A 25,226-nucleotide genomic window follows, 5' to 3' on the forward strand; every position below is an offset into this window, starting at 1 on the left:
TTTTTATATCAAATGCGGTACTATATCCGAATTTTTATTTCCATAAAACTCTTTTTTAAAATATAGTTAAGCAAATTAATGTTTTAAAATATAAAATTTCGAAATCATAGTATTTTCTTAATCAATTCAAAATAAGTTAATTGATTTTGTATTGAATAGGTCTTCACTTATTATCTTTGCGAAACTGTTTTAAAAAACCCAAATTTTAACGATATGATCATAGGTGTTCCAAAGGAAATTAAAAACAATGAAAATAGAGTGGCATTGACTCCAGGGGGAGCAAAAGAATTGATTAAAAGAGGCCACCGTGTTTACATCCAACATTCAGCTGGGGAAGGCAGTGGCTTTTCTGACGATGAGTATACTGCTGCAGGAGCTGCAATTCTCCCCACTATAGAAGAGGTTTACGGCATTGCCGAAATGATCATTAAGGTGAAAGAACCCATTGAACCTGAATACAAACTCATCAAAGAAGGTCAGTTACTTTTTACCTATTTCCACTTTGCCTCCTACGAACCATTGACCAAAGCTATGGTCGAAAGCAAGTCCATTTGTTTGGCTTATGAGACTGTGGAAAAAGCAGACAGAAGTCTTCCTTTACTTGTTCCTATGTCTGAAGTAGCAGGTAGAATGGCCATACAAAAGGGAGCTAACTATCTTGAAAAACCCCTCAAGGGACGAGGCATTCTTCTGGGAGGTGTCCCAGGGGTTCTCCCTGCAAAAGTTTTGATTTTGGGTGGTGGTATAGTAGGAACCCAAGCAGCGTGGATGGCAGCTGGACTGGGGGCTGATGTGACCATAATGGATGTATCTCTTCCAAGGATGAGATATCTAGCAGATGTAATGCCTGCCAATGTGAAAACCATGATGTCGAATGAATACAATGTCAGGAAAATGATCAAGGATGCTGACCTGATCGTGGGTGCCGTATTGATTCCGGGTGCCAAAGCACCTCATTTGATTACCAGAGACATGTTAAAAGAAATGAAGCCAGGGACAGTTTTAGTGGATGTAGCTGTTGATCAAGGTGGATGCATTGAAACATGTAAACCAACCACACATGAAAATCCAACTTATGTAATTGATGATGTGGTACATTACTGTGTAGCCAACATGCCTGGAGCAGTTCCTTATACTTCTACCTTGGCTCTGACCAATGCCACACTTCCTTATGCTATTCAATTAGCTGATAAAGGATGGAAAAAGGCAGCTCAGGAAAATGCAGAATTGGTTCCAGGTCTCAATATTATCAATGGCGATATTGTATACAAAGCTGTTGCTGAGGCATTCAACATGGATTATGTACCGGTAGAAAAATACCTATCCTAATGCCCTATCAAAGGTATAAATAAAAAAACCTCTCCAGAACGAGAGGTTTTTTTATTTATAATTACTCAAAGTTTCTTTTGGATATCTGTTAAATCTGCCCTTTTGAGAACCTCATTGTTGATCACAACCAAGGGAGCGGATTTGCAAAAATCCATACACTTGGTTTTGATGATTTTAAACTTCCCTTTATAGTTCTCTGATTTAATCAGGTTCTTTATTTCTCCCTGTAAGTTTTTACAACCTTTCTTTTTACAGTCAGAGCCGTTGCAGACAAATATAAACCTACGGTAAGTTGCCATCAAATTTGAAATTTACATGAAGATAACAGAAGGTATTCACAATCTTGAATTAATTTAAGATTTTTAGGATATCAATTTCCGAAATCCCACTTACGAAATCAGACTTCCAATAACTTGGTACATGGGTACTCTTGTCAATTATTGTTTCTAATTTCTTAAGTCAAGATTCTCATCTTTCTCCCTTCGCTTCTACCATCACATATTCCTTCTATATTGACCCCCTACTTCATACAGGGCGTTTGTAATCTGACCCAATGAACAGTACTTCGTAGCTTCCATTAAATTTTCAAAGATGTTACCATTATGAATGGCTACTTTCTGAAGCTGTTCGAGTTCTTTCGCTGCCTTATCTTTATGCCTAATGTGAAGACGTTTTAGGGTTTCAATCTGTGCTTCTTTTTCCTCTTTGGTTGCCCTGATCACCTCTCCTGGAATGACCGTCGGAGAACCTTCAGAAGACAGGAAAGTATTTACACCAATGATAGGATACTCTCCCGTATGCTTCAACATTTCGTAATGAAGACTTTCTTCCTGAATCTTTCCTCTTTGGTACATAGTTTCCATAGCACCAAGTACACCCCCTCTTTCGGTTATCCTATCGAATTCTGCATAGACAGCCTCTTCCACCAAATCTGTCAATTCTTCAATTATAAATGCACCTTGAATTGGATTTTCGTTTTTAGCAAGGCCTAGCTCCTTATTGATAATCAATTGGATTGCCATTGCCCTTCTTACAGAAGCTTCGGTAGGTGTTGTTATGGCCTCATCATAAGCGTTGGTATGCAGGGAATTACAGTTATCATAAATTGCATAAAGTGCCTGCAATGTGGTCCGGATATCGTTGAAGTCAATTTCCTGAGCATGTAATGACCTTCCCGATGTCTGTATATGATATTTCAGCATTTGAGACCGCTCATTTGCCCCATATTTTAATTTCATTGCCTTTGCCCAAATTCTTCTGGCCACCCTACCGATTACAGCATACTCCGGGTCAATTCCGTTGGAGAAAAAGAACGAAAGATTTGGAGCAAATTTATTGATATCCATTCCTCTGGAAACATAATATTCCACATAGGTAAAACCATTGGATAATGTCAGTGCCAATTGAGTGATCGGATTGGCACCGGCCTCTGCAATGTGGTAACCTGAAATGGACACAGAATAGAAGTTCCTGACTTTTTTGTCGATGAAATACTGCTGAACATCACCCATCAACCTTAAAGAAAACTCCGTTGAAAAAATACAGGTGTTCTGTGCTTGATCCTCCTTGAGGATATCCGCCTGCACTGTACCTCTTACCAGAGTTAATGTTTTTTCTTTTATTTCCTGATAAACTTCATGAGGAAGTACCTGATCCCCTGTAACACCCAAAAGCATTAATCCCAATCCATTATTCCCATCAGGAATGGAAGTATTGTAAGTTGGCCTAGGCGCAGCCATATCCTTATATATATCTTCAATTTTGGCATTGACCTCTTCCTCCAAACCATTCTCTTTGATATAAATTTCACACTGCTGATCAATAGCTGCATTCATAAAGAAAGCAGTTATAGTCGCAGCGGGACCATTGATGGTCATGGAAACAGAAGTCAATGGATCTGCAAGATTAAAGCCGGAATATAACTTCTTAGCATCATCCAAACAGCAAACGTTAACTCCAGAATTTCCAATTTTCCCATAAATATCCGGCCGGTAATCAGGGTCTTCTCCATATAAAGTAACAGAATCAAATGCTGTGGAAAGCCTTTTTGCAGGCATGTCTTTAGATACATAATGGAAGCGCTTGTTAGTCCTTTCCGGTCCCCCTTCTCCTGCAAACATCCGGGTGGGATCCTCCCCTTCTCTTTTGAATGGAAAAACCCCTGAAGTGTATGGAAACTTTCCCGGCACATTTTCCTTCAGCCCCCATTTCAACAAATCACCCCAAGCTTCATATTTAGGAAGTGATACCTTAGGAATCTTGGACTGGGAAAGAGAAGTATGGTAAGTTTTTACTTTGAGTTCTTTGTCCCTTACTTTGAAAACATAGTAATCATCGGCATAATGCTGCACCTTCTGTGGCCAATCCTCCAACCATTTTTTGTTTTTAGGATCGAGCTCCAATTCTAATTGGGCATACACCTCCTGAAGCTCTTTAACCAACCTGTCTTGGTCAGCTACTTGTACTGATTTTACTGCTTCAATGGATTTTTGAACACTGTATAATTTTTGAGCGATATTTTTTTGATCCTCCACCCATTTGTCATAATTCCTGTTATTCTCGGATATTTCTGACAAATAACGAGTTCTCGAAGGTGGAATGATGTAAATTTTTTCAGACATTTCTTTAGTTACCTCAAATGAGGTCCCCAAATCCACCCCTGTTTTCTCAACAAGCTTGTGCATGATCGCTTTGTAGAGATTATTCATCCCCGGATCATTGAATTGCGACGCTATTGTCCCAAAAACCGGTATATCCTCATCTTCAATTTCCCAAAGATTATGGTTTCTTTTATATTGTTTTTTGACATCGCGAAGAGCATCCTGTGCACCTCTTTTGTCAAATTTGTTGAGAGCTATCACATCAGCAAAGTCCAACATATCGATTTTTTCAAGTTGTGAAGCCGCTCCATATTCAGGAGTCATCACATACAGGGACATATCAGAATGTTCGATAATTTCAGTATCGGACTGGCCAATTCCCGAAGTCTCCAAGATGATAAGGTCAAAATCAGAGGCTTTGACCACGTCAAGTGCATCCTGTACATATTTTGAAAGTGCCAAATTGGATTGTCTTGTAGCCAAAGACCTCATGTAGACCCTTGGATGGTTTATGGAATTCATCCTGATCCTATCTCCCAATAGCGCTCCTCCTGTCTTTCTTTTTGAAGGATCTACTGAAATAATCGCGATATGCTTGTCCTTAAAGTCCAGCAAAAATCTCCTGACCAACTCATCCACTAAAGACGATTTACCAGCACCACCTGTACCTGTTATGCCCAAAACCGGAGTTTTGCTTACAGTAGAAATTTTTCTAACTTCTTCAAGAATTGACTTATTTTCTTCCGGGAAATTTTCTGCTGCCGAAATACACTTAGCAATACTGGATTTATCCGATTTGTTTAAAGAAGATAAATGGAAGTTTTTACCAACAGGGAAATCTGATTTTTGAACCAAATCATTGATCATACCCTGTAAACCCATAGCACGCCCATCATCAGGAGAATATATTCTGGAAATTCCATAGTCATGCAACTCTTTGATTTCTTCCGGCAAAATGGTGCCACCACCACCGCCAAAAATTTTAATATGGTCAGCTCCCTTTTCTCTCAGGAGGTTAAACATGTACTTGAAAAATTCAACATGCCCACCTTGGTAAGATGTTATAGCTATTGCCTGAACATCCTCTTGAATTGCGCAGTCCACTATTTCCTGGACAGAACGATTATGTCCAAGGTGGATAACCTCACAACCAGTTGACTGAATAATCCTCCGCATAATATTTATAGCTGCGTCATGGCCATCAAACAAAGACGCCGCTGTAACGATTCTAATGTGGTTATTGGGCTTATATATTTCTTTTGAATAAGACATTATTTATTGGTTTTATTCCTAAATCGATTCAAATTCAATCTGTTCTGAGAATTAACACATGGAAAGCATTATACCTGCATGCGAATATAGTAAAAAAGGTACTTTATCAAACCTAATATTAATTGAAAATCAAAATAAAATTTTGTAATATTTATATTTTTCTCATCACATAAAATTTTATTCCTTATTGTTGATTAATATCAGAATATTAAATAAATTTTTTTTAAAAAAAGAAACCAAACTAAAACTGACTTAATCGAATTTAAGGGATTTTTGAAATATCATTTTCAAATATGACTTTCATCATGCTTTTCCAAATATAATCATCCGAATTTTATGCTATTGAATTTATAAACCTTTAAATTAAAGGACATATAAAAAGCCCAAGCCATGAAATTCTCCCTCTATTTAGGAAGTTATCGCAACGTCAAGGTATTCATTCATTGGACTTTTTCCCTACTGTTGCTTTGGATTATCATTTCAAATCTCAGTCAGGGAATGCCCATGATAGACATTCTATGGTTGATTTTATTTGTATTGGCCCTATTTGCCTGTGTGGTGATGCACGAGTTTGGCCATGCTTTAGCCGCTCAACGATTTGGTATTCAGACTAAAGATATCGTCTTGTACCCAATTGGGGGGATAGCAAGACTGGAAAAGTTACCGGAAGACCCCAAACAGGAACTTTGGGTAGCCTTTGCCGGACCTTTAGTCAATATAGTTTTATTCATCTTACTTTCCGTCGTATTGACATTTACCGGCTACAATTTTGAAAACTTAGAAGAAATAAAAATACAGCCAAACACCATCTTACTTTACATTGCATCAGCCAATTTGATTTTGGCTTTATTTAATTTATTACCCGCTTTCCCTATGGATGGAGGAAGGGTTTTAAGAGCTTTCCTCTCTATCAAGCTTCCTAGAGCGAAAGCCACCCAAATTGCCGGTGGAATAGGTCAGTTTTTGGCCATTTTCTTTGTCTTTTTTGGATTATTCAATAACCCGATCCTGGTCCTGATCGGGATTTTTATCTTCTTAGGAGCCGGTGCTGAAGTGGCCCATACGCAGCAGGAAAGTTTTCTAAAAGGTTTCAAAGTCAAAGATGCTTTGATGAGTCATTTTCAAATTCTGGGCTTTGACGCTCCTCTTTCAAAAGCAGTAGAAAAGCTGTTGAATTCACAGGCTACCCATTTTGTGGTAGTAAAAGATGATGTGGCGGTGGGTACAATAAGCAGGAATGAGATTATAAAAGGCCTGGAACATGAGGGAGAAAGTGCCCATATCGAAAAATTTGCAGACTTTAAACCCATCAAACTTGATATCCACTCCCCTCTCGATGATGCCTGGAAGCTTATGTTAAGCCAAAACAAAAAAGTAGCATTTATTATTGAAAACGGACATTTCCTGGGCATAATTGATCAGGAAAATATCAGTGAGCTGATTTTGGTAAAAACTGCCCTCAATCAATGAAAAAAATTCTGAAGGCTCCACATACTCTTCCGTACCAGGAAGTACTAAAACAACTGGGAAGCAGCGAAAATGGACTTGAGCCTTCAGAAGTATTGGAAAAACTCCATCTTTTTGGAAAAAATGAAATCCCTGAACCTGGGAAAAAACCCATTTGGAAAATAATACTCAAGCAATTCAACAACTTGATGGTTTATATCCTTTTGGTAGCTGTTCTCATTTCCTTCTTAACCCAACATTATGTTGATGTTTATGTTATTCTGGCCATAATTCTGATCAATGTAGGTATTGGATTTATCCAGGAATATCGTGCAGAAGGAGCTTTGGAAGCACTGAAAAATCTGTTGGTTCAAAGATGCAAAGTAATCCGTTCCGGTATCCTTCAGACAATCAATGCCACAGACTTGGTACCAGGGGATATCCTCGTATTGGAAGAGGGGGACAATGTTCCTGCTGACGCCAGGCTGATTTATTCCAAGAATGCAAGGATTACAGAATCCTCACTCACTGGAGAAGCCGTGCCTGTAGAAAAATTTGACACAATACTTCCTGACCAGATTGCCTTTGGGGATAAATCCAATATGGTATGGAAAAGCACCTTCGTTACTTCTGGGTCCATTAAAGCTGTAGTCACAGCTACCGGTCTACAGACAATGATCGGGGAAATTGCAAGCTCCCTTAGGGAAATTAATAGAGAGCAATCAAGTTTTCAGAAAAAGACCAATAAACTTGCCAGACAAATGGCTCTGATCGCCATAGGAAGTGCCTTGGTACTGTTCCTTGTCACCATTTTTTTTCAGGAAATACCTCTATCTGAATCATTTTTAATTGCTTTGGCTGCTCTGGTAGCCACTATTCCCGAAGGGCTTCCAGCTGTACTTTCCATTGTTTTGGCCATTGGCTCTTACCGCATGTCCAAAAAAAACGCCATTATCAGGGAAATGACTGCCACAGAAAGTCTGGGATCTGTTGATACCATCATAACCGATAAAACCGGAACACTGACTCAAAACACCATGACTATCACCAGACTTTGGATGCCTGAAACAAACGATGTAAGGGTAAGCGGAGAAGGCTGGGAGAGTATTGGACAGTTTCATGGAAGTAAGGAGGATATCTTGACCATTGAACAACTTTTTGAAATCGCTGCACATTGTCACAATTCATCAATAGAAATCAACGAAAAAGGGCAGTACCAAATCACAGGAGATCCTACGGAAGCTGCTTTCCTCGTACTTGGAAACAAAGCCGGAAAATCCAAAGAGCTGGAAATTTTGGAAGATGTAGCTTTCAATTCTGAACTGAAATACCGGTCAACTCTCGTCAGAAAAGAGGGGAAAAAGCTAAGGTTTTATTTGGGAGCCCCTGAAGCCATACTTTCAATTTGTACGCATAGTAGGGACAAGGAAGGTAACAAAATCCCGTTGAAAGACAAATCCTTTATAGAAGACAAGCTTCATCTTTGGTCAGAAGAAAGCCTCCGTGTATTGGCATTGGCCCAGAAGGAGGAAGAAAACCAAAAAGAAGGTCAAGAGTTGGAATTTGTTGGGCTTGCGGGAATGATTGATCCTCCGAGACATGGGGTCTTTGATGCTGTAAAATCCTGTCATGAAGCAGGAATCCGGGTAATCATGGCTACTGGTGACCATGCCTCCACTGCTCTTTCTATCGGAAAAGAAGTAGGAATTGTCAAAGAAGGAAGGGAAAAAGTATTTTCTGAATTGGAACTTTCAGAAATGGATCCTGAGGAATTTGACAAGGCAGTACAGGAAGCTGATGTTTTTTCCAGACTAACCCCAATGATGAAACTTAAAATAGCCAAATCCCTTCAAAAAAATGGTTCCCTTATAGCCATGACTGGAGATGGTGTCAATGATGCTCCAGCACTTAAGCAAGCCAATATTGGGATATCCATGGGTATTATGGGCACTGATGTGGCCAAAGATGCCTCTATGATGGTATTGGCAGATGACAATTTTGCAACTATTGTCCGAGCGGTCGAACAGGGAAGAATAGTATTCAATAATGCCAGGAGAACCTCTTTCTTTTTGATAACTACCAACTTTGCAGAAATATTTACCCTCATTTTGACAGTGATGTTTGGCCTACCAGTACCTTTGACAGCCACACAGATATTATGGATCAATATTGTCACTGATGGTTTTTGTGATAAAGCACTGGCTACTGAAAAAGGGAAAGGGAATGAGTTAAATTCCCCTCCCATCGATCAAAAAGAAAATATAATCAATAAGAGTATTTTGCCATTTTTAATCATCAGTTCGATTATAATGACCTCATTGGCTATATTTGCTTTTTGGTGGCACCTCCCTCATGGAGTCGAAAAAGCAAGGACATTGACTTTTATCTCTTTGGCTTTCAGCCAGCTGTTTAATGCAATAAACATGAGAAATTTGAACGGTTCTGCGTTCTCTCTTGGCCTATTTTCAAATAAATGGTTAAACTATGCCCTATTGGTTTCGGTGTTGATTACCGTTTTGATCATTGAGATCCCGGTGCTTTCTTATGCCTTTAAATTCCAGCCTGTTTCTTTCTGGGAATTCTTATTGTGGGCAAGCCTATCATCCCTGGTCTTTTGGGCTACTGAAATCTTTAAATACTTTAAATTCCGAGCTTCATGAAAAACCTTTCTTATACAACTACTTCCCAAGCGCTAGAACTAATTAAAAGTAACCAAAGGGTATTTGTCCATGGAAGTGCGGCCACTCCAACTTTTCTACTTCGGGAACTCGCAAAAAGAAAAGATGAGCTAAAAAACGTTGAATTGGTTAGTATTTCTACCTTTGGTCCAATGGATTTGGCCAGGGAAGAATTTGCGGAAAGTTTTTTCTTCAATACTTTTTTTGTTTCCAGAAATATACGAAGCACAGTCAATACTGAAAGAGGCGATTATATTCCCATTTTTTTGAGTGAAATAGGGCAGCTATTTCGAAGAAAAATCATGCCTTTGGATGTTGCTATAGTTCATGTTTCTGAACCTGACGTTCATGGTTTTTGCTCTTTAGGAGTTTCGGTAGATATCGCAAAAGCAGCAGTTGAATCAGCAAAAGCAGTAATTGCTCAGGTCAACCCAAAAATGCCCCGAACGCACGGAGATGGACATATTCATTTTAGCAAATTTGATGCAGCGGTATTTACAGAGCAACCCCTTCATGAAATCAATTATTTAGAAAAAATCACAGATGTTGAAAGGCAAATAGGTAAATACATATCCGAATTGATTGAAGACAGGTCTACACTTCAATTGGGCGTTGGGGCTATTCCCGATGCTGTTTTAGCTGCTCTGAAAGATCATAAAGATTTGGGTGTGCATACAGAAATGTTTTCAAATGGAATTATCAATCTCCTGGAATCTGGCACTATTACCAATGAATTTAAGAAAAAACATAAAGGAAAAGTCCTGACTTCATTTGCTGCAGGCACACAAAGATTATATGATATCATACATGACAATCCATTATTTACATTTCAGGAAGCAGAGTATGTCAACGATTCGGGTATAATCAGGAAAAACCCCAAAATGGTAGCAATCAATAGTTGCCTGGAAATCGATCTCACTGGCCAGGTATGTGCAGATTCCATTGGAAGTTATCAATATTCCGGTGTGGGAGGGCAGATGGACTTTATGAGAGGAGCAGCATTGTCCGAAGGAGGAAAACCTATTTTAGCATTACGATCCGTAACGAAAAACGGTGAAAGTAAAATTGTCCCTTTTCTTAAAGAAGGTGCTGGAGTGGTAACAACTAGGGCACATGTTCACTATGTAGTAACTGAATTTGGGATAGCCTATCTTTATGGAAAGAATTTGAGACAAAGGGCAGAAGCACTTATGAATATCTCCCATCCTGATCATAGGGAAAATCTCGAAAAAGCTATCTTCGAAAGGTTTGGTAGAAAATTAAAAACAATATCTTAGTTATTGTTTAATTAAGCCAGCAATTATCTCACAAAAAAGTTGTATTTAAGGGAGGAAATTAAATATTGATTTCAATAAAGTTATTGTTGATTCAATAAAACCAGATAAAGAAATGATTGAAAAATCTTCAATATCGGACAAAAAATGGCATTCCATTGGGAATGAAGAAGTATTTGACATCCTCCAAACATCCAATAATGGCCTTAAATTTACAGAAGTAAAGGAAAGACTAGCAAGATTTGGTCCTAATAAGCTTCCTGAAAAACACAAAGTCAGAATTTGGAGGATTGTTTTAAGCCAGTTAATCAACCCTCTTATTTTTATTCTAATTGCAGCTGCTATTGCTTCCATACTTATTGGCGAAGGTGAAGATGCAATTTTCATTTTTTTAGTAATCCTGATCAATACATTTATTGGAACTTATCAAGAATTTAATGCTGAAAAAAGCGCAGCTAGCTTACAGAAACTTTTAAGGATCAAGTCAAAGGTTAAGCGGGATGGATCTGAACTACAATTGGATTCAGAAGAATTGGTCCCAGGCGATCTTGTGTATTTGGAATCAGGCAATAAGGTGCCTGCAGACCTTAGGATTATTGATGCCCAAGGGCTTGAAATAGACGAAAGCTTTCTTACCGGAGAATCACAGTCAGTATTTAAAAACTCCGATGCCCTGAAAAAAGAAACTGTAGTAGCTGACCGTAAAAATATTGCTCATGCAGGGTCTACGGTCATGTCTGGTAGAGGAATGGGGATTGTTGTGAGTACCGCATTGGACACAGAAGTAGGTAAAATTGCACAGAATGTTTCAGAAGGGGTATCCGCAAAACCACCTTTGATCCATAGGATGGCAAAGTTTACCAAAAAAATAGCCTATGTCATCATTGTGCTCAGTTTTATTCTCGGACTTTTACTCCACTGGCAAGGTATGGACATAGCGGGTATTTTCTTTTTTGTAGTCGCATTAGCTGTGTCAGCTATTCCGGAAGGTTTACCTGTTTCGCTTACGGTAGCACTGGCAGTGGCTACGAAGAGAATGGCCAAAAGAAATGTTATCGTAAGGAAACTTACCTCAGTTGAAAGTTTGGGAAGCTGTACTGTAATTGCGAGTGATAAAACCGGAACGCTTACAGTTAACCAACAGACTGTGAAGAAAATCTTTTTACCAAATGGACAATCTTTCAATATCACAGGAGAGGGCTACAATGGAGAAGGAGAAATCTTCGGGGAAGACAGAAAATTAGCATTGAACGATCCGGATAAACTTCAAGAACTAAAAAGAATTATAGAAGTTTCCATCCTTGCCAATGAAGCTGGTCTTTACGAAAAAAACGGGCAATGGGACCACCACGGAGATGCAATGGATGTAGCCTTGCTCGGATTGGGGTATAAAGCAGGTATTTCTCCTTCAAATGTAAGAAACACTATCAGATTGATAGGTAAAATCCCTTATGAGTCAGAGAAAAAATACGCTGCTGCCTTTTACAAAAGAGCGGCGGAAATTCATTGTGGTCTAAAAGGTGCTGTTGAAACAGTTTTGGATTTCTGTACTTTCCCTAATAATTCAATAAACACCAAAGAGAAAATTCTCCGGCAAGCAGATGAACTTGCTGCTAATGGATATAGAGTTCTGGCATTTGCAGAAGGTATAGCATCTCATTTTTCTAGCTCAGAAAGTGATTTGGAAAAAAGGATTCCTGTTCTTCAATTTATCGGTCTAATTTGTTTCATTGATCCGCTTAGAGCAGAAGCTAAATTGGCTGTTCAAAAGTGCAAAAATGCAGGAATCAAGGTAATCATGATTACCGGAGACCATCCTTCTACAGCCGCCAATATTGCTAGAGAATTAAGCATTCAATCAGACAATACGCCTATAGTAACTGGGAAAATGCTTATTCAATCGGGTAGTTCAGATGAGCAGAGGTTTAATGAAATTGTTTCTATGACCTCGGTATTTGCCAGAGTCTCTCCCCAGCAAAAATTCGAAATAGTAGATTCGCTTATCAAGTCCGGAGAATTTGTAGCGGTAACCGGAGATGGTGTCAATGATGCCCCTGCTCTCAAAAGGGCCAATATTGGCGTTGCTATGGGTTCCGGAACAGATGTAGCCAAAGAGGTAGGATCAATGATAGTCGTTGATGATAATTTTTCTTCAATAGTATCAGGCGTTGAGGAAGGAAGGTTTGCATATGACAATGTAAGAAAAGTAATCTATCTATTGGTTTCAACAGGTGCTGCAGAAGTCTTTATGTTCATCATGGCCATCATTTCAGGTTTGCCTTTACCCTTATTGGCCGTCCAACTCCTTTGGCTCAATCTGGTGACCAATGGTATACAGGACAAAGCACTAGCATTTGAAGCGGGTGAACCCGAAACCATGCAGAGAAAGCCTAGAAAACCCAGTGAAGGTATTTTCAACCAAATCATGAGCAAGCAGATCCTAGTCTCCGGTTTTGTAATCGGAGCAATTGCATTTGGATACTGGTATTACCTGGTCAGCCATCTGGGGATGGAAGAACAATATGCCCGTAACCTTGTCCTGTTACTCATGGTCTTCCTGCAAAACTTCCATATTTTCAACTGTAGATCAGAAAGAAAATCCACATTTAGGATCCCTTTGATTAAAAATTATTGGTTGATTATATTAGTATTCGCGGCTCAAGGGGTCCATGTTGTGAGTATGCACATTCCATTTATGCAAGAATTATTAAGAATACATCCGATCACGTTAAGAGAATGGGGAACAATTCTGACATTGGCTCTTCCGATAATTATAGTTATGGAAATTTTCAAAATATTTTACAATAATCAAAAGCCACACTTATGATACATAAACGGATTTTACCGATTCTTATTTTTCTTTTCATCCCCATTCTTACTTGGGGAAAAACAATAAAATCCCCGAATGGATTACTTCAAATGGAGTTTGAATTGAACCAAGGTGTGCCCACCTATATGTTATCCTATAAAGGAAAACCTGTTATTTTACCCAGTAAACTGGGATTGGAATTGAAAAACAATCCTTCATTTTCGGATGGCTTTGAAATTCTGGAGGTAAATCACCAAGAATTTGATGAAATATGGACACCTGTTTGGGGCGAAGAATCTCAAATTAGAAATCATTACCACGAAATGTCGGTATCGCTAAACCAAGTTTCAACAGACCGTCGGGTGGTCATCCGTTTTCGTTTATTTGATGATGGTTTAGGATTTAGGTATGAATTTCCTTTACAGACAAATTTGGCTCATTTTGTAGTAAAGGAAGAATTGACCCAGTTTGCTATGTCAGGAGATCACACCGCATTTTGGATTGCCGGGGATTACGACACCCAAGAATATGACTATACCGAATCCAAACTTTCAGAAATCAGGGGATTGATGGAAAAAGCAGTTACAGCCAATCTTTCGCAAAAACCATTTTCTCCTACTGGTGTACAGACTTCTCTAATGCTCAAATCTGCTGATGGCTTGTATATCAACCTTCATGAAGCCGCCCTCATCGATTATGCCACCATGCATCTGAATCTGGATGACAAAAACTTTATTTTCCAATCATGGCTTACTCCGGATGTCAATGGGGATAAAGGTTACCTTCAAACTCCCTTTCACACTCCTTGGAGAACAGTGATTGTCAGTGATGATGCAAGGGAAATCCTTGCCTCAAGATTAACTTATAATCTTAATGAGCCTTCTAAAATTGAAGATACTTCATGGATCAAGCCCATGAAGTACATGGGCGTTTGGTGGGAAATGATTACTGGGAAAAGCTCTTGGCACTATACCGATGACTTTGCAGCAGTCACTTTAGGTAAAACAGATTTCTCCATGGCAAAGCCGAATGGGAAGCATGGGGCAACCACAGAAAATGTAAAAAAATACATCGATTTTGCTTCTAAACATGATTTTGATGGACTTTTAGTAGAAGGGTGGAATATAGGTTGGGAAGATTGGTTTGGAAATTCCAAGGATTATGTTTTCGATTTTTTGACACCGTATCCTGATTTTGACTTAAATGGAATCAGGGATTATGCAAATAGTAAAGGAGTGGAAATGGTTATGCACCATGAAACATCTTCTTCAGTCAGGAATTATGAGAGACATTTGGATCAGGCTTACCAATTTATGAAAGACAATGGATATAATGCTGTAAAAAGCGGTTATGTAGGAAATATTTTACCCAGAGGAGAAAACCATTACAGCCAATGGATTGTCAATCACTATCAATATGCCCTTGAAAAAGCAGCAGATTATAAAATTATGGTCAATGCGCACGAAGCGGTAAGACCCACCGGAATTGCAAGAACCTGGCCCAATCTCATCGCTAATGAATCAGCAAGAGGGACTGAATATCAGGCCTTTGGAGGAAACAAACCAAATCACGTCACAGTTCTGCCTTTTACAAGATTGATAGGCGGCCCTATGGATTATACTCCGGGAATTTTTGAAATGGACATCAGCAAACTTAACCCGGAAAATGATTCCTGGGTCAACAGCACTATTGCCAACCAATTGGCACTTTACGTGACCATGTACAGCCCCTTACAGATGGCTGCTGACCTTCCTGAAAATTATGAAAAGTTTCCGGATGCCTTCCAGTTTATCAAAGATGTGGGCATTGATTGGGAAGAAAGTAGGTACTTGGAAGCAGAACCAGGATATTATATCACCATTGCAAGGAAAGAAAAGGGAAGTAACAATTGGTTCGTAGGGAATGTAAACGGCATACCTATAAGGACATCAACTATTAATTTTGATTTCCTGGATCCTGACAAAACTTATATAGCCACAATTTACGCAGATGCCAAGGATGCACATTATCGGAACAATCCCCAGGCTTATGCTATCAGGAAAGTGGTAGTTACCAAAAAATCCAAACTTTCTCAGCTAACCGCTCCTGGTGGAGGATATGCAATCAGCATTAAAGAAGCAGGTAAAGAAGAGGTTAAAGGGATTAAAAAGCTCTAAAATTTTAAAGACTCATTATTAATTTCAAAAATTATAGTATGAGTCCTTATTCTGTTAATTCATTTGAAAAATCTCATCAATAATTGGATCAGGTTCTATGTCGAACTCCCAATTATTGAGGAATTGAATGTAACTAACCCCAATTGCATTACTCGTGAAAATCTTGTCTGCCTTAACCAATTCGATTGGATAAAATTCCCCTTCAACTATTTCTTTTCCTTCCGTCTCTAATTTACGGATGATCTGCTTTCTGCCAATACCTGAAATACAACTACATGTCAAGGAAGGGGTATAATAGACCCCGTTTTTAATCCAAAAAATATTGGATGAACCCGCTTCCGAAACCAGACCCTTTGAGTTAAGTAAAATCACTTCATCCATTTTTTTGTCAATCCTTTCTTGATTTGCCAGAACATAGGTCAATGAATTTAATGTTTTACAATTACTCCAAGGTAATTCCGGAATCCTTATCTTATCACTAACAAATGCATTGATTTTTAATCCATCAGACTTGATGAAAGATTCTATTTGTAACGTTTCATGTGTTGAATTTTCAGGAGGAGAATATCGCCCATATCCGGCCCGGAAAATATTCCACCTTATCCTAAGTGCCTTTGAATTCGGAAAAAAGTGGTTTACTGTTTTTTCAATTTGCTGTATGGAAGACAACTCTTCCCTATCCAAACTCAAATTAGCTATGCCATCCAATACTCTCAATTGGTGATCATCTGAAAAACGGATTTTATTGGATTGGAAAACCATAGTTTCAAATAACCCATCCCCAAAGAGAAACCCTCTATTGTGCCAAGCCAAAGGTTGGGTTGACCATTCCCCGTTTTTTTGTTTGAATAAAAAAGTTGTACCAAAACCGTTCATACTACTGCCCGATAACGTGCACTCCGTGCACTTTTATTCCTATTTTTTTCTAAAAATAGTTAAATCATTATTTAATGGCACCTTAAAATATACTATAATGTTAAAAATTTACCGCATAAACGAAAATGTTATTACTTTAGCATGCTAATTGAAAGTTAATACCGAATGGGAGCAAAAAGCAGTGTATTTGATATGATAGGACCAGTGATGATAGGTCCCTCCTCCTCCCATACTGCAGGTGTTGTTAGAATAGCCAGAGCAGCGATTCGGGTCCTAGGTGGAATGCCGGAAAACGTGGTGATCACCTTTTACAACTCTTTTGCAAGGACCTATGAAGGTCATGGAAGCGATAAGGCTATCATTGGAGGACTGTTGGATTTCAAAACAGATGATCCGAAAATAAAAGAATCCTTCGATATAGCCAAAGAAAATGGCCTTCAATATTCATTTAAATCCATTGGGAATGCTTCTATTTACCATCCAAATACCATTAAATTAAACTTAAAAAAAGAAGGAAAGGAAGTTGAAGTAATCGGTGAAAGTCTTGGAGGTGGCATAATAAATATTGCCTCTATTGATGGTTTTAATGCCAATTTCTCGGCCCAATCCTATACACTTATCATAAAAGCTGATGATATTTCCGGAGCGATTGCATTTATTTCATCTATAATCGCCCAGGAAAAAACAAATATTGCGACCATGTCTGTTTCAAGAAAGGGGAAAAACGATATCGCATGCCATGTCATTGAAATGGATAGCGGAATAAGAAAAACAACCATTGAATACTTAAAAACTATGGCATGGATTAAAGAACTTATTTATATACCTGAAATAGATAAATAAATGAAGAAGATAATTTACCTGTTTGCATTTACTCTTTTAAGCTTTTTAAATTTCGATATAAAGGCACAGACCTATGATAAATCCAAGCTTGATTTGGAAACCTGCATCAATATTGCACTGGAAAATAACCTCACACTACAAAGGAGTCAAGTAAATCTAGGTATTTCTGAAGCAAATCTTGTCGGAAATCAAGGACAAAGAATCCCAACTTTAAATACAGGATTAAGTTCCGGATACAGATGGGGCCGTTCCATCAACCCCGTAACCAACCTATTTGAAAACAATAGAATTGGAAACATTAACTGGTTTGGAGGAACAAGTTTGACATTATTTGCAGGAAGGCAGATTACCAATTCCATAGAGCAAAGTAAGCTCGACATTCAATCCAATATATATACCGTCGCTGCAACACAGAACACCATAACCTTAAATACCATAAACTTTTTTATCAATGTGGTATTTGCAAAAGAACAGCTAAAAATTGCTCAAAACCAACTTGCAACAACCAAAGAGCAATTGGTAGTTACTTCTAAGCTGGTGGATGCAGGATCTTTACCATTGGCAAATAAACTGGATATCCAGGCTCAAAATGCAACCAACGAGTTGGAAGTCATCAATGCAGAAAATAATCTGAGAATCGCAAAACTGAACCTTGCTCAGTCCATGCAAATTCCTTTCGATAATGATTTTGATGTTGTAACCCCTGAATTGTCTCCTGAAGATTATGGTTTATCACAGAAGGAGGTAGATGAGATTTTTGCGATAGCCTTAGAATTTATGCCTGAAATTAAATCAGCTGAGGTAGCAGTAGAAAGTGCAGAATATGGAGTTAAAATTGCGAGAGGGGGGTACTTGCCAACATTGAGCTTTTCTGGAAATGCATTCTCAAACTATATTGACCAATATTTCATGGGAGAAAGACCGGATTTTAGAACCCAAATGAGTAACAATTTTTCTTATACAGGTAACTTCCAAATGAACATTCCTATTTTATCCAATATGAGAAATCGCTCAAATTATCAAAGAGCAAAACTTCAGAAAAGACTGAGCGAAATACAGGAAGTGGAAACCAGAAACCAGTTACGGCAGGATATTGAAACGGCTTATACAAATGCCTATGCAGCTCAACAATCTTATCAGGCCTCTTTAATCAGGGTGGCTTCATTGGAAGAAGCTTTTCGTATAGCAAAACAACGTTTTGACGCTGGGGCAATTAATTTTGCAGATTATCAATTGGCACAAAATAATTTCTTTAATTCGCAGGCCGATTTAGTCACTTCAAAATACACATATATATTCAGAGTAAAAGTTCTGGATTTTTACTTAGGCAATCCACTTAAATTATAATTTAACCATATTAAAATGGCTGTAAAAAAATCAAACAAGCTGATTTATATACTTTTAGGAGTATTGGGAGCTATTATCCTTTTCGCTATTATCGGAAGATCCGCTGGATGGATTGGTGGAGAAAAAGAACTGGCAGTTGAATCCTCCACTGCAAAAAAGGTTTCAATTACCGAGAAAGTCAGTGCCTCAGGAGTTATTGAACCCGAAATTGAAGTAAAGCTAAGCCCGGACGTGGCAGGGGAAATTATCGAACTTAATGTTATAGAAGGTGACTCGGTAAAAATCGGTGATTTGCTCGTAAAAATCAGACCTGACAACTTTATTTCTGCGCTTGATAGATCCAGAGCCAATCTGAATCAAAATCAAGCTAATCTGTCTCAATCAAAAGCCAATTTAAAAAGAGCAGAAGCCCAGTTTATCAGGGCCGAACTGGAATATAAGAGAAACGAAAAACTGTACAAAGACAAGGTGATTTCAGATTCAGATTGGGAGCAGATTCAGGCTAACTTTTTAACAGCCCAAAATGATTTAGAAGCAGCAAAACAATCGGTTTTGGCAGCTGAGTTTATTGTAAAAAGCTCCCAGGCCACTGTCAGCGAAGCTGCAGAAAATCTGAGATTGACAAATGTTTATTCCCCTGTAACGGGCATAGTTTCCAAACTCTTGGTTGAAAAAGGGGAAAGGGTTGTAGGAACCCAACAGATGGCAGGTACTGAAATGCTCAGGTTAGCTGATCTTTCGAGAATGGAAGTAAGGGTCAATGTGAATGAAAACGATATCATTAGAATCAGTATGGGAGATACCACCATTATAGATGTTGATTCCTATTCTTCCTCAGGTAAAAAATTTAAAGGAATTGTGACCTCAATTGCAAATTCTGCAAACACCAAAGCCAGCCCTGATGCTGTTACAGAATTTGAAGTAAAAATCAGAATCCTCAATGAATCTTATGCCGATCTGATTTCTGAAAGAAACAAATATCCGTTCCGACCCGGCATGACAGCTAGTGTAGATATCATTACTCAGAAAAAAGACAATGTACTGTCTGTTCCATTAGCATCAGTTACTACTAGAGAAGATCAGGTTACTGAAGAAACTGATGGCTCCACCAAATCCAAAGAACTGATTTTTATTGTTGAAAACGGCAGGGCAAAGATGGTCGAAATTAAAACAGGTATATCCGATTTTGACAATATTGAAATCCTGGAGGGTGTTAGCGAAGGAACAGAGGTCATTTCAGGACCTTACTTTATAGTAAGCCGGCAATTAAAAGACAATGATGCCGTAAAAATTACCAAGCCTGAAGAAAAGAAAGAATAAGTTACTTAGTTAAACCTAAAAAGAGCCATTTTGATAAAAATTGGCTCTTTTTTATTTAGGTATGAAATAAAACCTTCAAAAACAACTTGGAAATGATTTTAATACCTTGGATTGTTTTGTTATGGGTTTGAAAATAGAATTTGTGATATCCTTATTTTGTCGCAAAAAAAATCCGTTTTTTCACCATTGAGTTAAAACTTCATAAACCAAATGGACTGGTAATCCCATCACAGTAAAATAAGATCCTTCAATTTTTTGAACTCCTACATACCCTATCCATTCCTGAATACCATATGCCCCCGCCTTATCAAAAGGTTGATATTGGTCAATGTAATAATCAATTTCCTGATCGCTCAATTCTTTAAAATATACCTTGGTGAAGTCCTGTTTAGTGATACATTTTTCCTTTGACAAAAAACTAATACCAGTGATTACCAAATGATCATTTCCAGATAGTTTCCTGAGCATTTCTTTTGCCACATTCTTATCCAAAGGTTTTCCAAGAAATTCATCATTGTGGATCACTACCGTGTCAGAAGTCAAGATGATTTCATCTTCTTTCATTTCATCTTGAAATGCCTTTGCTTTTAACTCAGATAAGTAACCTGCCACATCACTTAATGGAAGATTGCTGGGATAATTTTCTTCCGTCTCTTTTGTTCTGACTTCAAAATCCAGGCCCAAGCCTTTTAGAAGCTCAAACCTTCTTGGGGATTTAGAAGCAAGAATCAATTTTTTACCTCCTAGATCAATCATGGCTGAAAGGCTTCATATGGAAATTTAAATTCAGAATCTTTAATCGAACCAAAAATCAATCCGGACAAAGTTTTGGGATAAAAATAGGTAGATTTTTGGGGAAGGGTATAGCCACTTTTACAAACATCCAAGACTTGTTTCATAGAAATATCCTTTGTGATTATGGCAAATGAGGCTTCTCCATTATTTACTTTGGAAAGGCATCGGTGCATACTTCTTTCATACTCTATTTTGTCCGAAAATCGTTGTTTAACCATTGGGATTTCCAAAACTTTATCAATGAAAAAATAATGAAGAATCACCAAATCTACTGATTTAAGTACATCTGGAATATCTAATTCCAGTTCTTTTATTTTCTCCGGAAGCAATCTTATTTTATATGCATTTGTATTGAAAATCAGACCAAATGCCCATTGCTTTTGTAAAATAAGCTCTGAAATTTCTTCAACATCATTCAATTTTTTAACAAAGAAAAAACCTTGAAGTTTTTCCAAAATCTCTTTTTCAGACCATCTTATATTGTAAAAAATCCTATGGGTTGGAAGAATCCTAAGGTTTTTGGAAAGAGCATTGGTAAAATACATCATATGGAAATTATATCCATCCTTTCCAGAATGTTCCGGATTATCCTTTTCCATCTTTTTTTTAACTGCAATGGCCCCCTCAAAGCGGTGATGTCCATCTGCCAAAATGATTTGTTTATCTGACAAAACCTCCAAAAATTTACGGATGGTAGGTACATCATGTATTACAGCCAACACTTCTCTCACACCTTGATAATCCTCCAAGTCATAAATGGGGTTTTCTATAGCAACATCCATATATGGCTCCAATAAAAACAAGGGGTCTTCATAAAGCCCGTGCGTAGGACTGGGCTGAAACCGTGTTGCATATAGCAGGTCAGTTCTGTCGTTCACAGATTTGGCTATGGTATTTTCATGCCTGAGTACCACCTTTTCATCCCAATCGTATGCTCTAATTTGGGCAATAAAACCCTTTCTACAGGATTCCTCCTCCTGACCTGGGAATTTGAAATATTGGTAATACACATAAATCCCTGGAATCTTATCCTGAACAATTACTTCTTCCTTCTTCCATTTTTCCAATAAAAATTGGGCTTGTTGGGAAGGGTTTTCACCTAAAGGTACTGACAAATGGATACTGTTGTATGGATTGGCGTATAAAGCTTCCCTTTGTTTAGAAGATACCACATCAAACAAAGGTGAAGTCAGCTCCTCAATATTGCCTGCAAATCTCTCATGGTACCTCCAAGCTTTTATAGGTAATATTTCAGCCATTAAATCAATCTGTTTTTCCAGTTGGTTCTAGGGTTCGAAATCCCATTCTGACCCGAAACCCTCTTTAATCCGGAGTTTTGCCTATCAAAAATTTCCACCGCCAATCCTGCCAAAAGCTTCAATTCTTCTTCTTCCCAATGTATTGTCAATTTATCAGGACTGAAATATTTTTCAACAAATTTGGTATCAAAATCACCGCTTACAAAAGATTCATGTTGAAGAACAAATTTACAGAAGCCCAATGTTGTTTCGATTCCTGTTATTTGATAATCATCAATTGCCCTTATCATCCTCTGTATGGCCTTTTCCCTGTTTTCATCATGGGTAATTAATTTGGCAATCATAGGATCATAATAAATCGGAATATCCATACCCTGTTCAAAACCATCGTCAACCCTAATTCCTGGACCTTTTGGGGGGACATAAGTGATTAGGTTGCCTATATCTGGTAGGAAATTGTTTTTTGGATCCTCCGCATAAACTCTGATTTCAATAGCATGGCCTTGAATAGAAAGGTCACCCTGTGCAAATGAAAGTGGGTGTCCTTCTGCTATTAATAATTGTTCCTTGACTAAATCTTTTCCAGTGATCATTTCAGTCACAGGATGTTCTACCTGCAGACGGGTGTTCATTTCCAAAAAATAGAAATTGAGACGGTCATCTACGATAAATTCCACCGTACCGGCACCAAAATAATTGCATGCTTTGGCCACTTTCACCGCAGCCTCTCCCATGGCTTTTCTCATCTCAGGCGAAACCACCGCAGATGGAGCTTCTTCAATTACCTTTTGATGGCGTCTCTGCACCGAACATTCACGCTCAAATAAATAGACTATATTGCCATGAGTATCACCCAAGACCTGGATTTCAATATGACGTGGTGAGGTAATATACTTTTCAATAAAAACTGACCCATCTCCAAAAGATGATTCCGCTTCAGAGATTGCCCTGTGCATCTGTTCTTCAAACTCTGCCTCATATTTCACTATCCTCATCCCCTTACCTCCACCACCAGCACTTGCCTTGATCAAAATGGGATATCCAATTTCCTCTGCTTTAATCTTTGCAGCAGGAATATCAACAATGGCCTCATCTGTTCCAGGTACCATGGGTATTCCGTATTTGGCCACAGCATTCTTTGCGGCCAATTTACTGCCCATCACCTCTATGGATTCAGGTGATGGTCCCACAAATATGATTCCTGCATCAGTCACTTTTTTGGCAAATGTGGCATTTTCAGATAAAAAACCGTATCCTGGATGAATTGCATCTACACCTAATTCAAGACAGGCTTCAATTATTTTATCTGCCAATAAGTAAGATTGGTTGGAAGGAGGAGGTCCCAGACAAACAGCCTCATCGGCAAATTTGACATGGGGCGAATTTCTATCGGCTTCACTGTACACAGCCACTGTTTTAATTCCCATCTCCTTGGCGGTACGCATAATCCTAAGACTGATTTCGCCTCTGTTAGCCACCAAAAGTTTATTTATTTTCCGCATATTCAGGGTTTATATCTTCTAAAAAGAACATTTTCATACGAAATAAAGAAATTTAAATGAGGAACTGAAAGAAAATCTGAATTGGGGTCTGATTTTTGCAAGGGTGGACAAATTATATTACTTTTAGCCGTTTTTTCAGGAATATCCCTGAAAACCTAAAAAATTCAAACTAAACGATTTAAGACATTGGACTTATTCGAAAAATTAAATACCAATCTTGGCCCTTTGGGCAAGCATTCTGATCTTTCAGAGGGTTATTTCATGTTTCCAAAATTGGAAGGAGATATCGCTCCTAGAATGAAATTCAAAGGCAAAGAGGTGCTTACCTGGAGCCTTAACAATTACCTTGGTCTTGCCAACCATCCAGAAGTAAGAAAAGCAGATGCTGATGCAGCTGCAAAATGGGGGGCAGCCTATCCGATGGGAGCAAGAATGATGTCAGGACAAACTGACCTTCATGAACAATTGGAGAGGGAATTGGCTGAGTTTGTGGGTAAACAAAGTGCCTATCTTCTGAATTATGGCTATCAGGGAATCATGTCAGCCATAGATGCTCTTCTTGATAGAAAAGATGTGGTAGTTTATGACAGTGAGTGCCATGCATGTATCATTGATGCCTTGAGGATGCATTTAGGAAAAAGGTACGTTTTTCCACATAACGATATCGAGAATTGCGAAAAACAACTTCAAAGGGCAACCAAACTGGCCGAAGAAACAGGAGGTGGCGTTTTGGTGATTACAGAGGGTGTTTTCGGGATGACTGGGGATCAGGGAAAACTTGCTGAGATTGTCAAACTAAAAGAAAAGTACCAATTCAGGTTATTGGTAGATGATGCTCATGGATTCGGCACAATGGGTAAAACCGGAGCAGGAACAGGTGAAGAACAGGGAGTACAGGATCAAATAGATCTTTATTTCTCAACTTTCGCAAAATCTATGGCTTCAATCGGTGCTTTTATTGCAGGTGATGCTAAAGTGATTCTTTACCTTAAATACAATATGAGGTCTCAAATCTTTGCAAAGTCTTTGCCTATGCTTCTGGTTGAAGGGGCATTAAAAAGATTAGATTTGCTAAGATCCAAACCTGAGCTTAAAGATAATCTATGGAAAATAGTCAATGCCTTAAAATCAGGATTGCAGGAAAAAGGTTTCAGCACTGGAAAATCCAACTCTCCGGTTACCCCTGTGGTATTGAACGGTACAGTTGGTGAAGCTGCGACCTTGAGTAAGGACTTAAGAGAAAACTATAATATTTTCTGTTCTGTAGTAATTTATCCTGTGGTTCCAAAAGGAATGATTATCCTGAGATTGATCCCAACAGCTGTCCATACTTTGGAAGATGTAGCCGAAACAATAACTGCTTTTGAGGCAATTAAGGAAAAATTAACCAGCGGATATTACAGATCTACTGAGTTGGCAAAGTCTTTTGGTGAATAAAACAGCGAAAAAAGCCTTACAATTGTTGTTTTATAAACATTTTGACTATATTGAACGAAAAATTAAACTTATCATCAACCTAAAAATTAACTTTTAATTATGAGCAGATTTGACGAAATAAAAAATCTTGTTATGGGTCTAGAAGCTGACTTCGACAAATTCTACAACAAAGGAAATCAAGCAGCTGGAACCAGGGTTAGAAAGGGCATGCAGGACCTTAAAACATTGGCTCAAGACATCCGTAAGGAAGTTCAGGATAAGAAAAACGCCTAATTCTTAAAAA

General features: G+C 38.3%; 17 protein-coding genes. 11 read left to right on the top strand and 6 right to left on the bottom strand.

The window, feature by feature from the left end; all coding sequences use genetic code 11:
* Positions 1 to 213: 213 nt before the first annotated feature.
* Positions 214 to 1,329 carry an alanine dehydrogenase gene (gene ald, locus ACFSKV_RS18145; RefSeq protein WP_380806036.1) on the top strand — a complete coding sequence of 372 codons (1,116 nt, stop codon included), beginning with the start codon at positions 214 to 216 and terminating at the stop codon, positions 1,327 to 1,329.
* A 65-nt stretch (positions 1,330 to 1,394) separates the two neighbouring features.
* Here ald and ACFSKV_RS18150 read toward each other — a convergent pair whose 3' ends face one another.
* Together ACFSKV_RS18150 and ACFSKV_RS18155 are read right to left on the bottom strand one after the other, a co-directional pair.
* Positions 1,395 to 1,628, bottom strand: coding sequence for a (2Fe-2S) ferredoxin domain-containing protein (locus ACFSKV_RS18150; RefSeq protein WP_380806040.1), 234 nt, complete (start codon positions 1,626 to 1,628; stop codon positions 1,395 to 1,397).
* Between the two features lie 195 nt (positions 1,629 to 1,823).
* Positions 1,824 to 5,201 carry a methylmalonyl-CoA mutase family protein gene (locus tag ACFSKV_RS18155; protein ID WP_380806043.1) on the bottom strand — a complete coding sequence of 1,126 codons (3,378 nt, stop codon included), beginning with the start codon at positions 5,199 to 5,201 and terminating at the stop codon, positions 1,824 to 1,826.
* Positions 5,202 to 5,591: 390 nt separating this feature from the next.
* Between ACFSKV_RS18155 and ACFSKV_RS18160 the strand changes: the two genes are divergently transcribed.
* The 5 genes from ACFSKV_RS18160 (at position 5,592) to ACFSKV_RS18180 (ending at position 15,564) form a co-directional block, all read left to right on the top strand.
* Positions 5,592 to 6,671, top strand: a complete 1,080-nt coding sequence (locus ACFSKV_RS18160) for a site-2 protease family protein (protein WP_380806045.1) — start codon at positions 5,592 to 5,594, stop codon at positions 6,669 to 6,671.
* On the top strand, positions 6,668 to 9,307 hold the full coding sequence (locus ACFSKV_RS18165) for a cation-translocating P-type ATPase (RefSeq protein WP_380806048.1): 2,640 nt from the start codon (positions 6,668 to 6,670) through the stop codon (positions 9,305 to 9,307). Before ACFSKV_RS18160 ends, ACFSKV_RS18165 begins: the two co-directional genes overlap by 4 nt.
* Entirely contained in the window at positions 9,304 to 10,602 is a 1,299-nt protein-coding gene (locus tag ACFSKV_RS18170) for an acetyl-CoA hydrolase/transferase family protein (protein WP_380806051.1), read from the top strand. The genes ACFSKV_RS18165 and ACFSKV_RS18170 overlap by 4 nt, the downstream gene beginning before the upstream one ends.
* 112 nt (positions 10,603 to 10,714) lie before the next feature.
* Positions 10,715 to 13,426 carry a cation-translocating P-type ATPase gene (locus ACFSKV_RS18175; RefSeq protein WP_380806053.1) on the top strand — a complete coding sequence of 904 codons (2,712 nt, stop codon included), beginning with the start codon at positions 10,715 to 10,717 and terminating at the stop codon, positions 13,424 to 13,426.
* Positions 13,423 to 15,564: a glycoside hydrolase family 97 protein gene (locus ACFSKV_RS18180; protein ID WP_380806055.1), complete on the top strand. Its 2,142-nt coding sequence runs from the start codon at positions 13,423 to 13,425 to the stop codon at positions 15,562 to 15,564. The genes ACFSKV_RS18175 and ACFSKV_RS18180 overlap by 4 nt, the downstream gene beginning before the upstream one ends.
* A gap of 54 nt (positions 15,565 to 15,618) precedes the next feature.
* On the opposite strand, the gene ACFSKV_RS18185 is transcribed toward ACFSKV_RS18180, so the two are convergent.
* Complete coding sequence (locus tag ACFSKV_RS18185) at positions 15,619 to 16,440, bottom strand: aminotransferase class IV (protein WP_380806058.1); 822 nt, start codon at positions 16,438 to 16,440, stop codon at positions 15,619 to 15,621.
* Between the two features lie 165 nt (positions 16,441 to 16,605).
* On the opposite strand from ACFSKV_RS18185, the gene sdaAB reads away from it, so the two are divergent.
* From sdaAB to ACFSKV_RS18200, 3 genes are read left to right on the top strand one after another with little or no spacing between them, the layout of a single operon-like run.
* Positions 16,606 to 17,283 carry an L-serine ammonia-lyase, iron-sulfur-dependent subunit beta gene (gene sdaAB / locus ACFSKV_RS18190; RefSeq protein WP_380806061.1) on the top strand — a complete coding sequence of 226 codons (678 nt, stop codon included), beginning with the start codon at positions 16,606 to 16,608 and terminating at the stop codon, positions 17,281 to 17,283.
* Positions 17,284 to 18,630, top strand: a complete 1,347-nt coding sequence (locus ACFSKV_RS18195; RefSeq protein WP_380806064.1) for a TolC family protein — start codon at positions 17,284 to 17,286, stop codon at positions 18,628 to 18,630. It begins immediately after the preceding gene.
* 15 nt (positions 18,631 to 18,645) lie between these two features.
* Positions 18,646 to 19,950: an efflux RND transporter periplasmic adaptor subunit gene (locus ACFSKV_RS18200; protein ID WP_380806067.1), complete on the top strand. Its 1,305-nt coding sequence runs from the start codon at positions 18,646 to 18,648 to the stop codon at positions 19,948 to 19,950.
* 180 nt (positions 19,951 to 20,130) lie between these two features.
* Here ACFSKV_RS18200 and ACFSKV_RS18205 read toward each other — a convergent pair whose 3' ends face one another.
* The 3 genes from ACFSKV_RS18205 to accC are packed head-to-tail and all read right to left on the bottom strand — an operon-like array spanning position 20,131 to position 23,506.
* On the bottom strand, positions 20,131 to 20,706 hold the full coding sequence (locus ACFSKV_RS18205) for a Maf family nucleotide pyrophosphatase (RefSeq protein WP_380806069.1): 576 nt from the start codon (positions 20,704 to 20,706) through the stop codon (positions 20,131 to 20,133).
* Entirely contained in the window at positions 20,703 to 22,004 is a 1,302-nt protein-coding gene (locus tag ACFSKV_RS18210; protein ID WP_380806072.1) for a DUF1015 domain-containing protein, read from the bottom strand. Before ACFSKV_RS18210 ends, ACFSKV_RS18205 begins: the two co-directional genes overlap by 4 nt.
* Positions 22,004 to 23,506, bottom strand: coding sequence for an acetyl-CoA carboxylase biotin carboxylase subunit (accC, locus tag ACFSKV_RS18215; protein ID WP_380806074.1), 1,503 nt, complete (start codon positions 23,504 to 23,506; stop codon positions 22,004 to 22,006). Before accC ends, ACFSKV_RS18210 begins: the two co-directional genes overlap by 1 nt.
* Before the next feature lie 186 nt (positions 23,507 to 23,692).
* Between accC and ACFSKV_RS18220 the strand changes: the two genes are divergently transcribed.
* A complete protein-coding gene (locus tag ACFSKV_RS18220; protein WP_380806076.1) occupies positions 23,693 to 24,943 on the top strand; it encodes an aminotransferase class I/II-fold pyridoxal phosphate-dependent enzyme in 1,251 nt (416 codons plus the stop codon).
* Positions 24,944 to 25,042: 99 nt separating this feature from the next.
* Positions 25,043 to 25,216, top strand: a complete 174-nt coding sequence (locus tag ACFSKV_RS18225; protein WP_380806078.1) for a histone H1 — start codon at positions 25,043 to 25,045, stop codon at positions 25,214 to 25,216.
* Positions 25,217 to 25,226: the final 10 nt, after the last annotated feature.

Source organism: Shivajiella indica (assembly GCF_042683085.1).
Classification (GTDB): Bacteria; Bacteroidota; Bacteroidia; order Cytophagales; family Cyclobacteriaceae; genus Shivajiella; species Shivajiella indica.

Bases quoted from the DNA above. Each gene is read 5' to 3' on its own strand.
- ald (WP_380806036.1), top strand. From the start codon at position 214: ATGATCATAGGTGTTCCAAAGGAAATTAAAAACAATGAAAATAGAGTG.
- ACFSKV_RS18150 (WP_380806040.1), bottom strand. From the start codon at position 1,628: ATGGCAACTTACCGTAGGTTTATATTTGTCTGCAACGGCTCTGACTGT.
- ACFSKV_RS18155 (WP_380806043.1), bottom strand. From the start codon at position 5,201: ATGTCTTATTCAAAAGAAATATATAAGCCCAATAACCACATTAGAATC.
- ACFSKV_RS18160 (WP_380806045.1), top strand. From the start codon at position 5,592: ATGAAATTCTCCCTCTATTTAGGAAGTTATCGCAACGTCAAGGTATTC.
- ACFSKV_RS18165 (WP_380806048.1), top strand. From the start codon at position 6,668: ATGAAAAAAATTCTGAAGGCTCCACATACTCTTCCGTACCAGGAAGTA.
- ACFSKV_RS18170 (WP_380806051.1), top strand. From the start codon at position 9,304: ATGAAAAACCTTTCTTATACAACTACTTCCCAAGCGCTAGAACTAATT.
- ACFSKV_RS18175 (WP_380806053.1), top strand. From the start codon at position 10,715: ATGATTGAAAAATCTTCAATATCGGACAAAAAATGGCATTCCATTGGG.
- ACFSKV_RS18180 (WP_380806055.1), top strand. From the start codon at position 13,423: ATGATACATAAACGGATTTTACCGATTCTTATTTTTCTTTTCATCCCC.
- ACFSKV_RS18185 (WP_380806058.1), bottom strand. From the start codon at position 16,440: ATGAACGGTTTTGGTACAACTTTTTTATTCAAACAAAAAAACGGGGAA.
- sdaAB (WP_380806061.1), top strand. From the start codon at position 16,606: ATGGGAGCAAAAAGCAGTGTATTTGATATGATAGGACCAGTGATGATA.
- ACFSKV_RS18195 (WP_380806064.1), top strand. From the start codon at position 17,284: ATGAAGAAGATAATTTACCTGTTTGCATTTACTCTTTTAAGCTTTTTA.
- ACFSKV_RS18200 (WP_380806067.1), top strand. From the start codon at position 18,646: ATGGCTGTAAAAAAATCAAACAAGCTGATTTATATACTTTTAGGAGTA.
- ACFSKV_RS18205 (WP_380806069.1), bottom strand. From the start codon at position 20,706: ATGATTGATCTAGGAGGTAAAAAATTGATTCTTGCTTCTAAATCCCCA.
- ACFSKV_RS18210 (WP_380806072.1), bottom strand. From the start codon at position 22,004: ATGGCTGAAATATTACCTATAAAAGCTTGGAGGTACCATGAGAGATTT.
- accC (WP_380806074.1), bottom strand. From the start codon at position 23,506: ATGCGGAAAATAAATAAACTTTTGGTGGCTAACAGAGGCGAAATCAGT.
- ACFSKV_RS18225 (WP_380806078.1), top strand. From the start codon at position 25,043: ATGAGCAGATTTGACGAAATAAAAAATCTTGTTATGGGTCTAGAAGCT.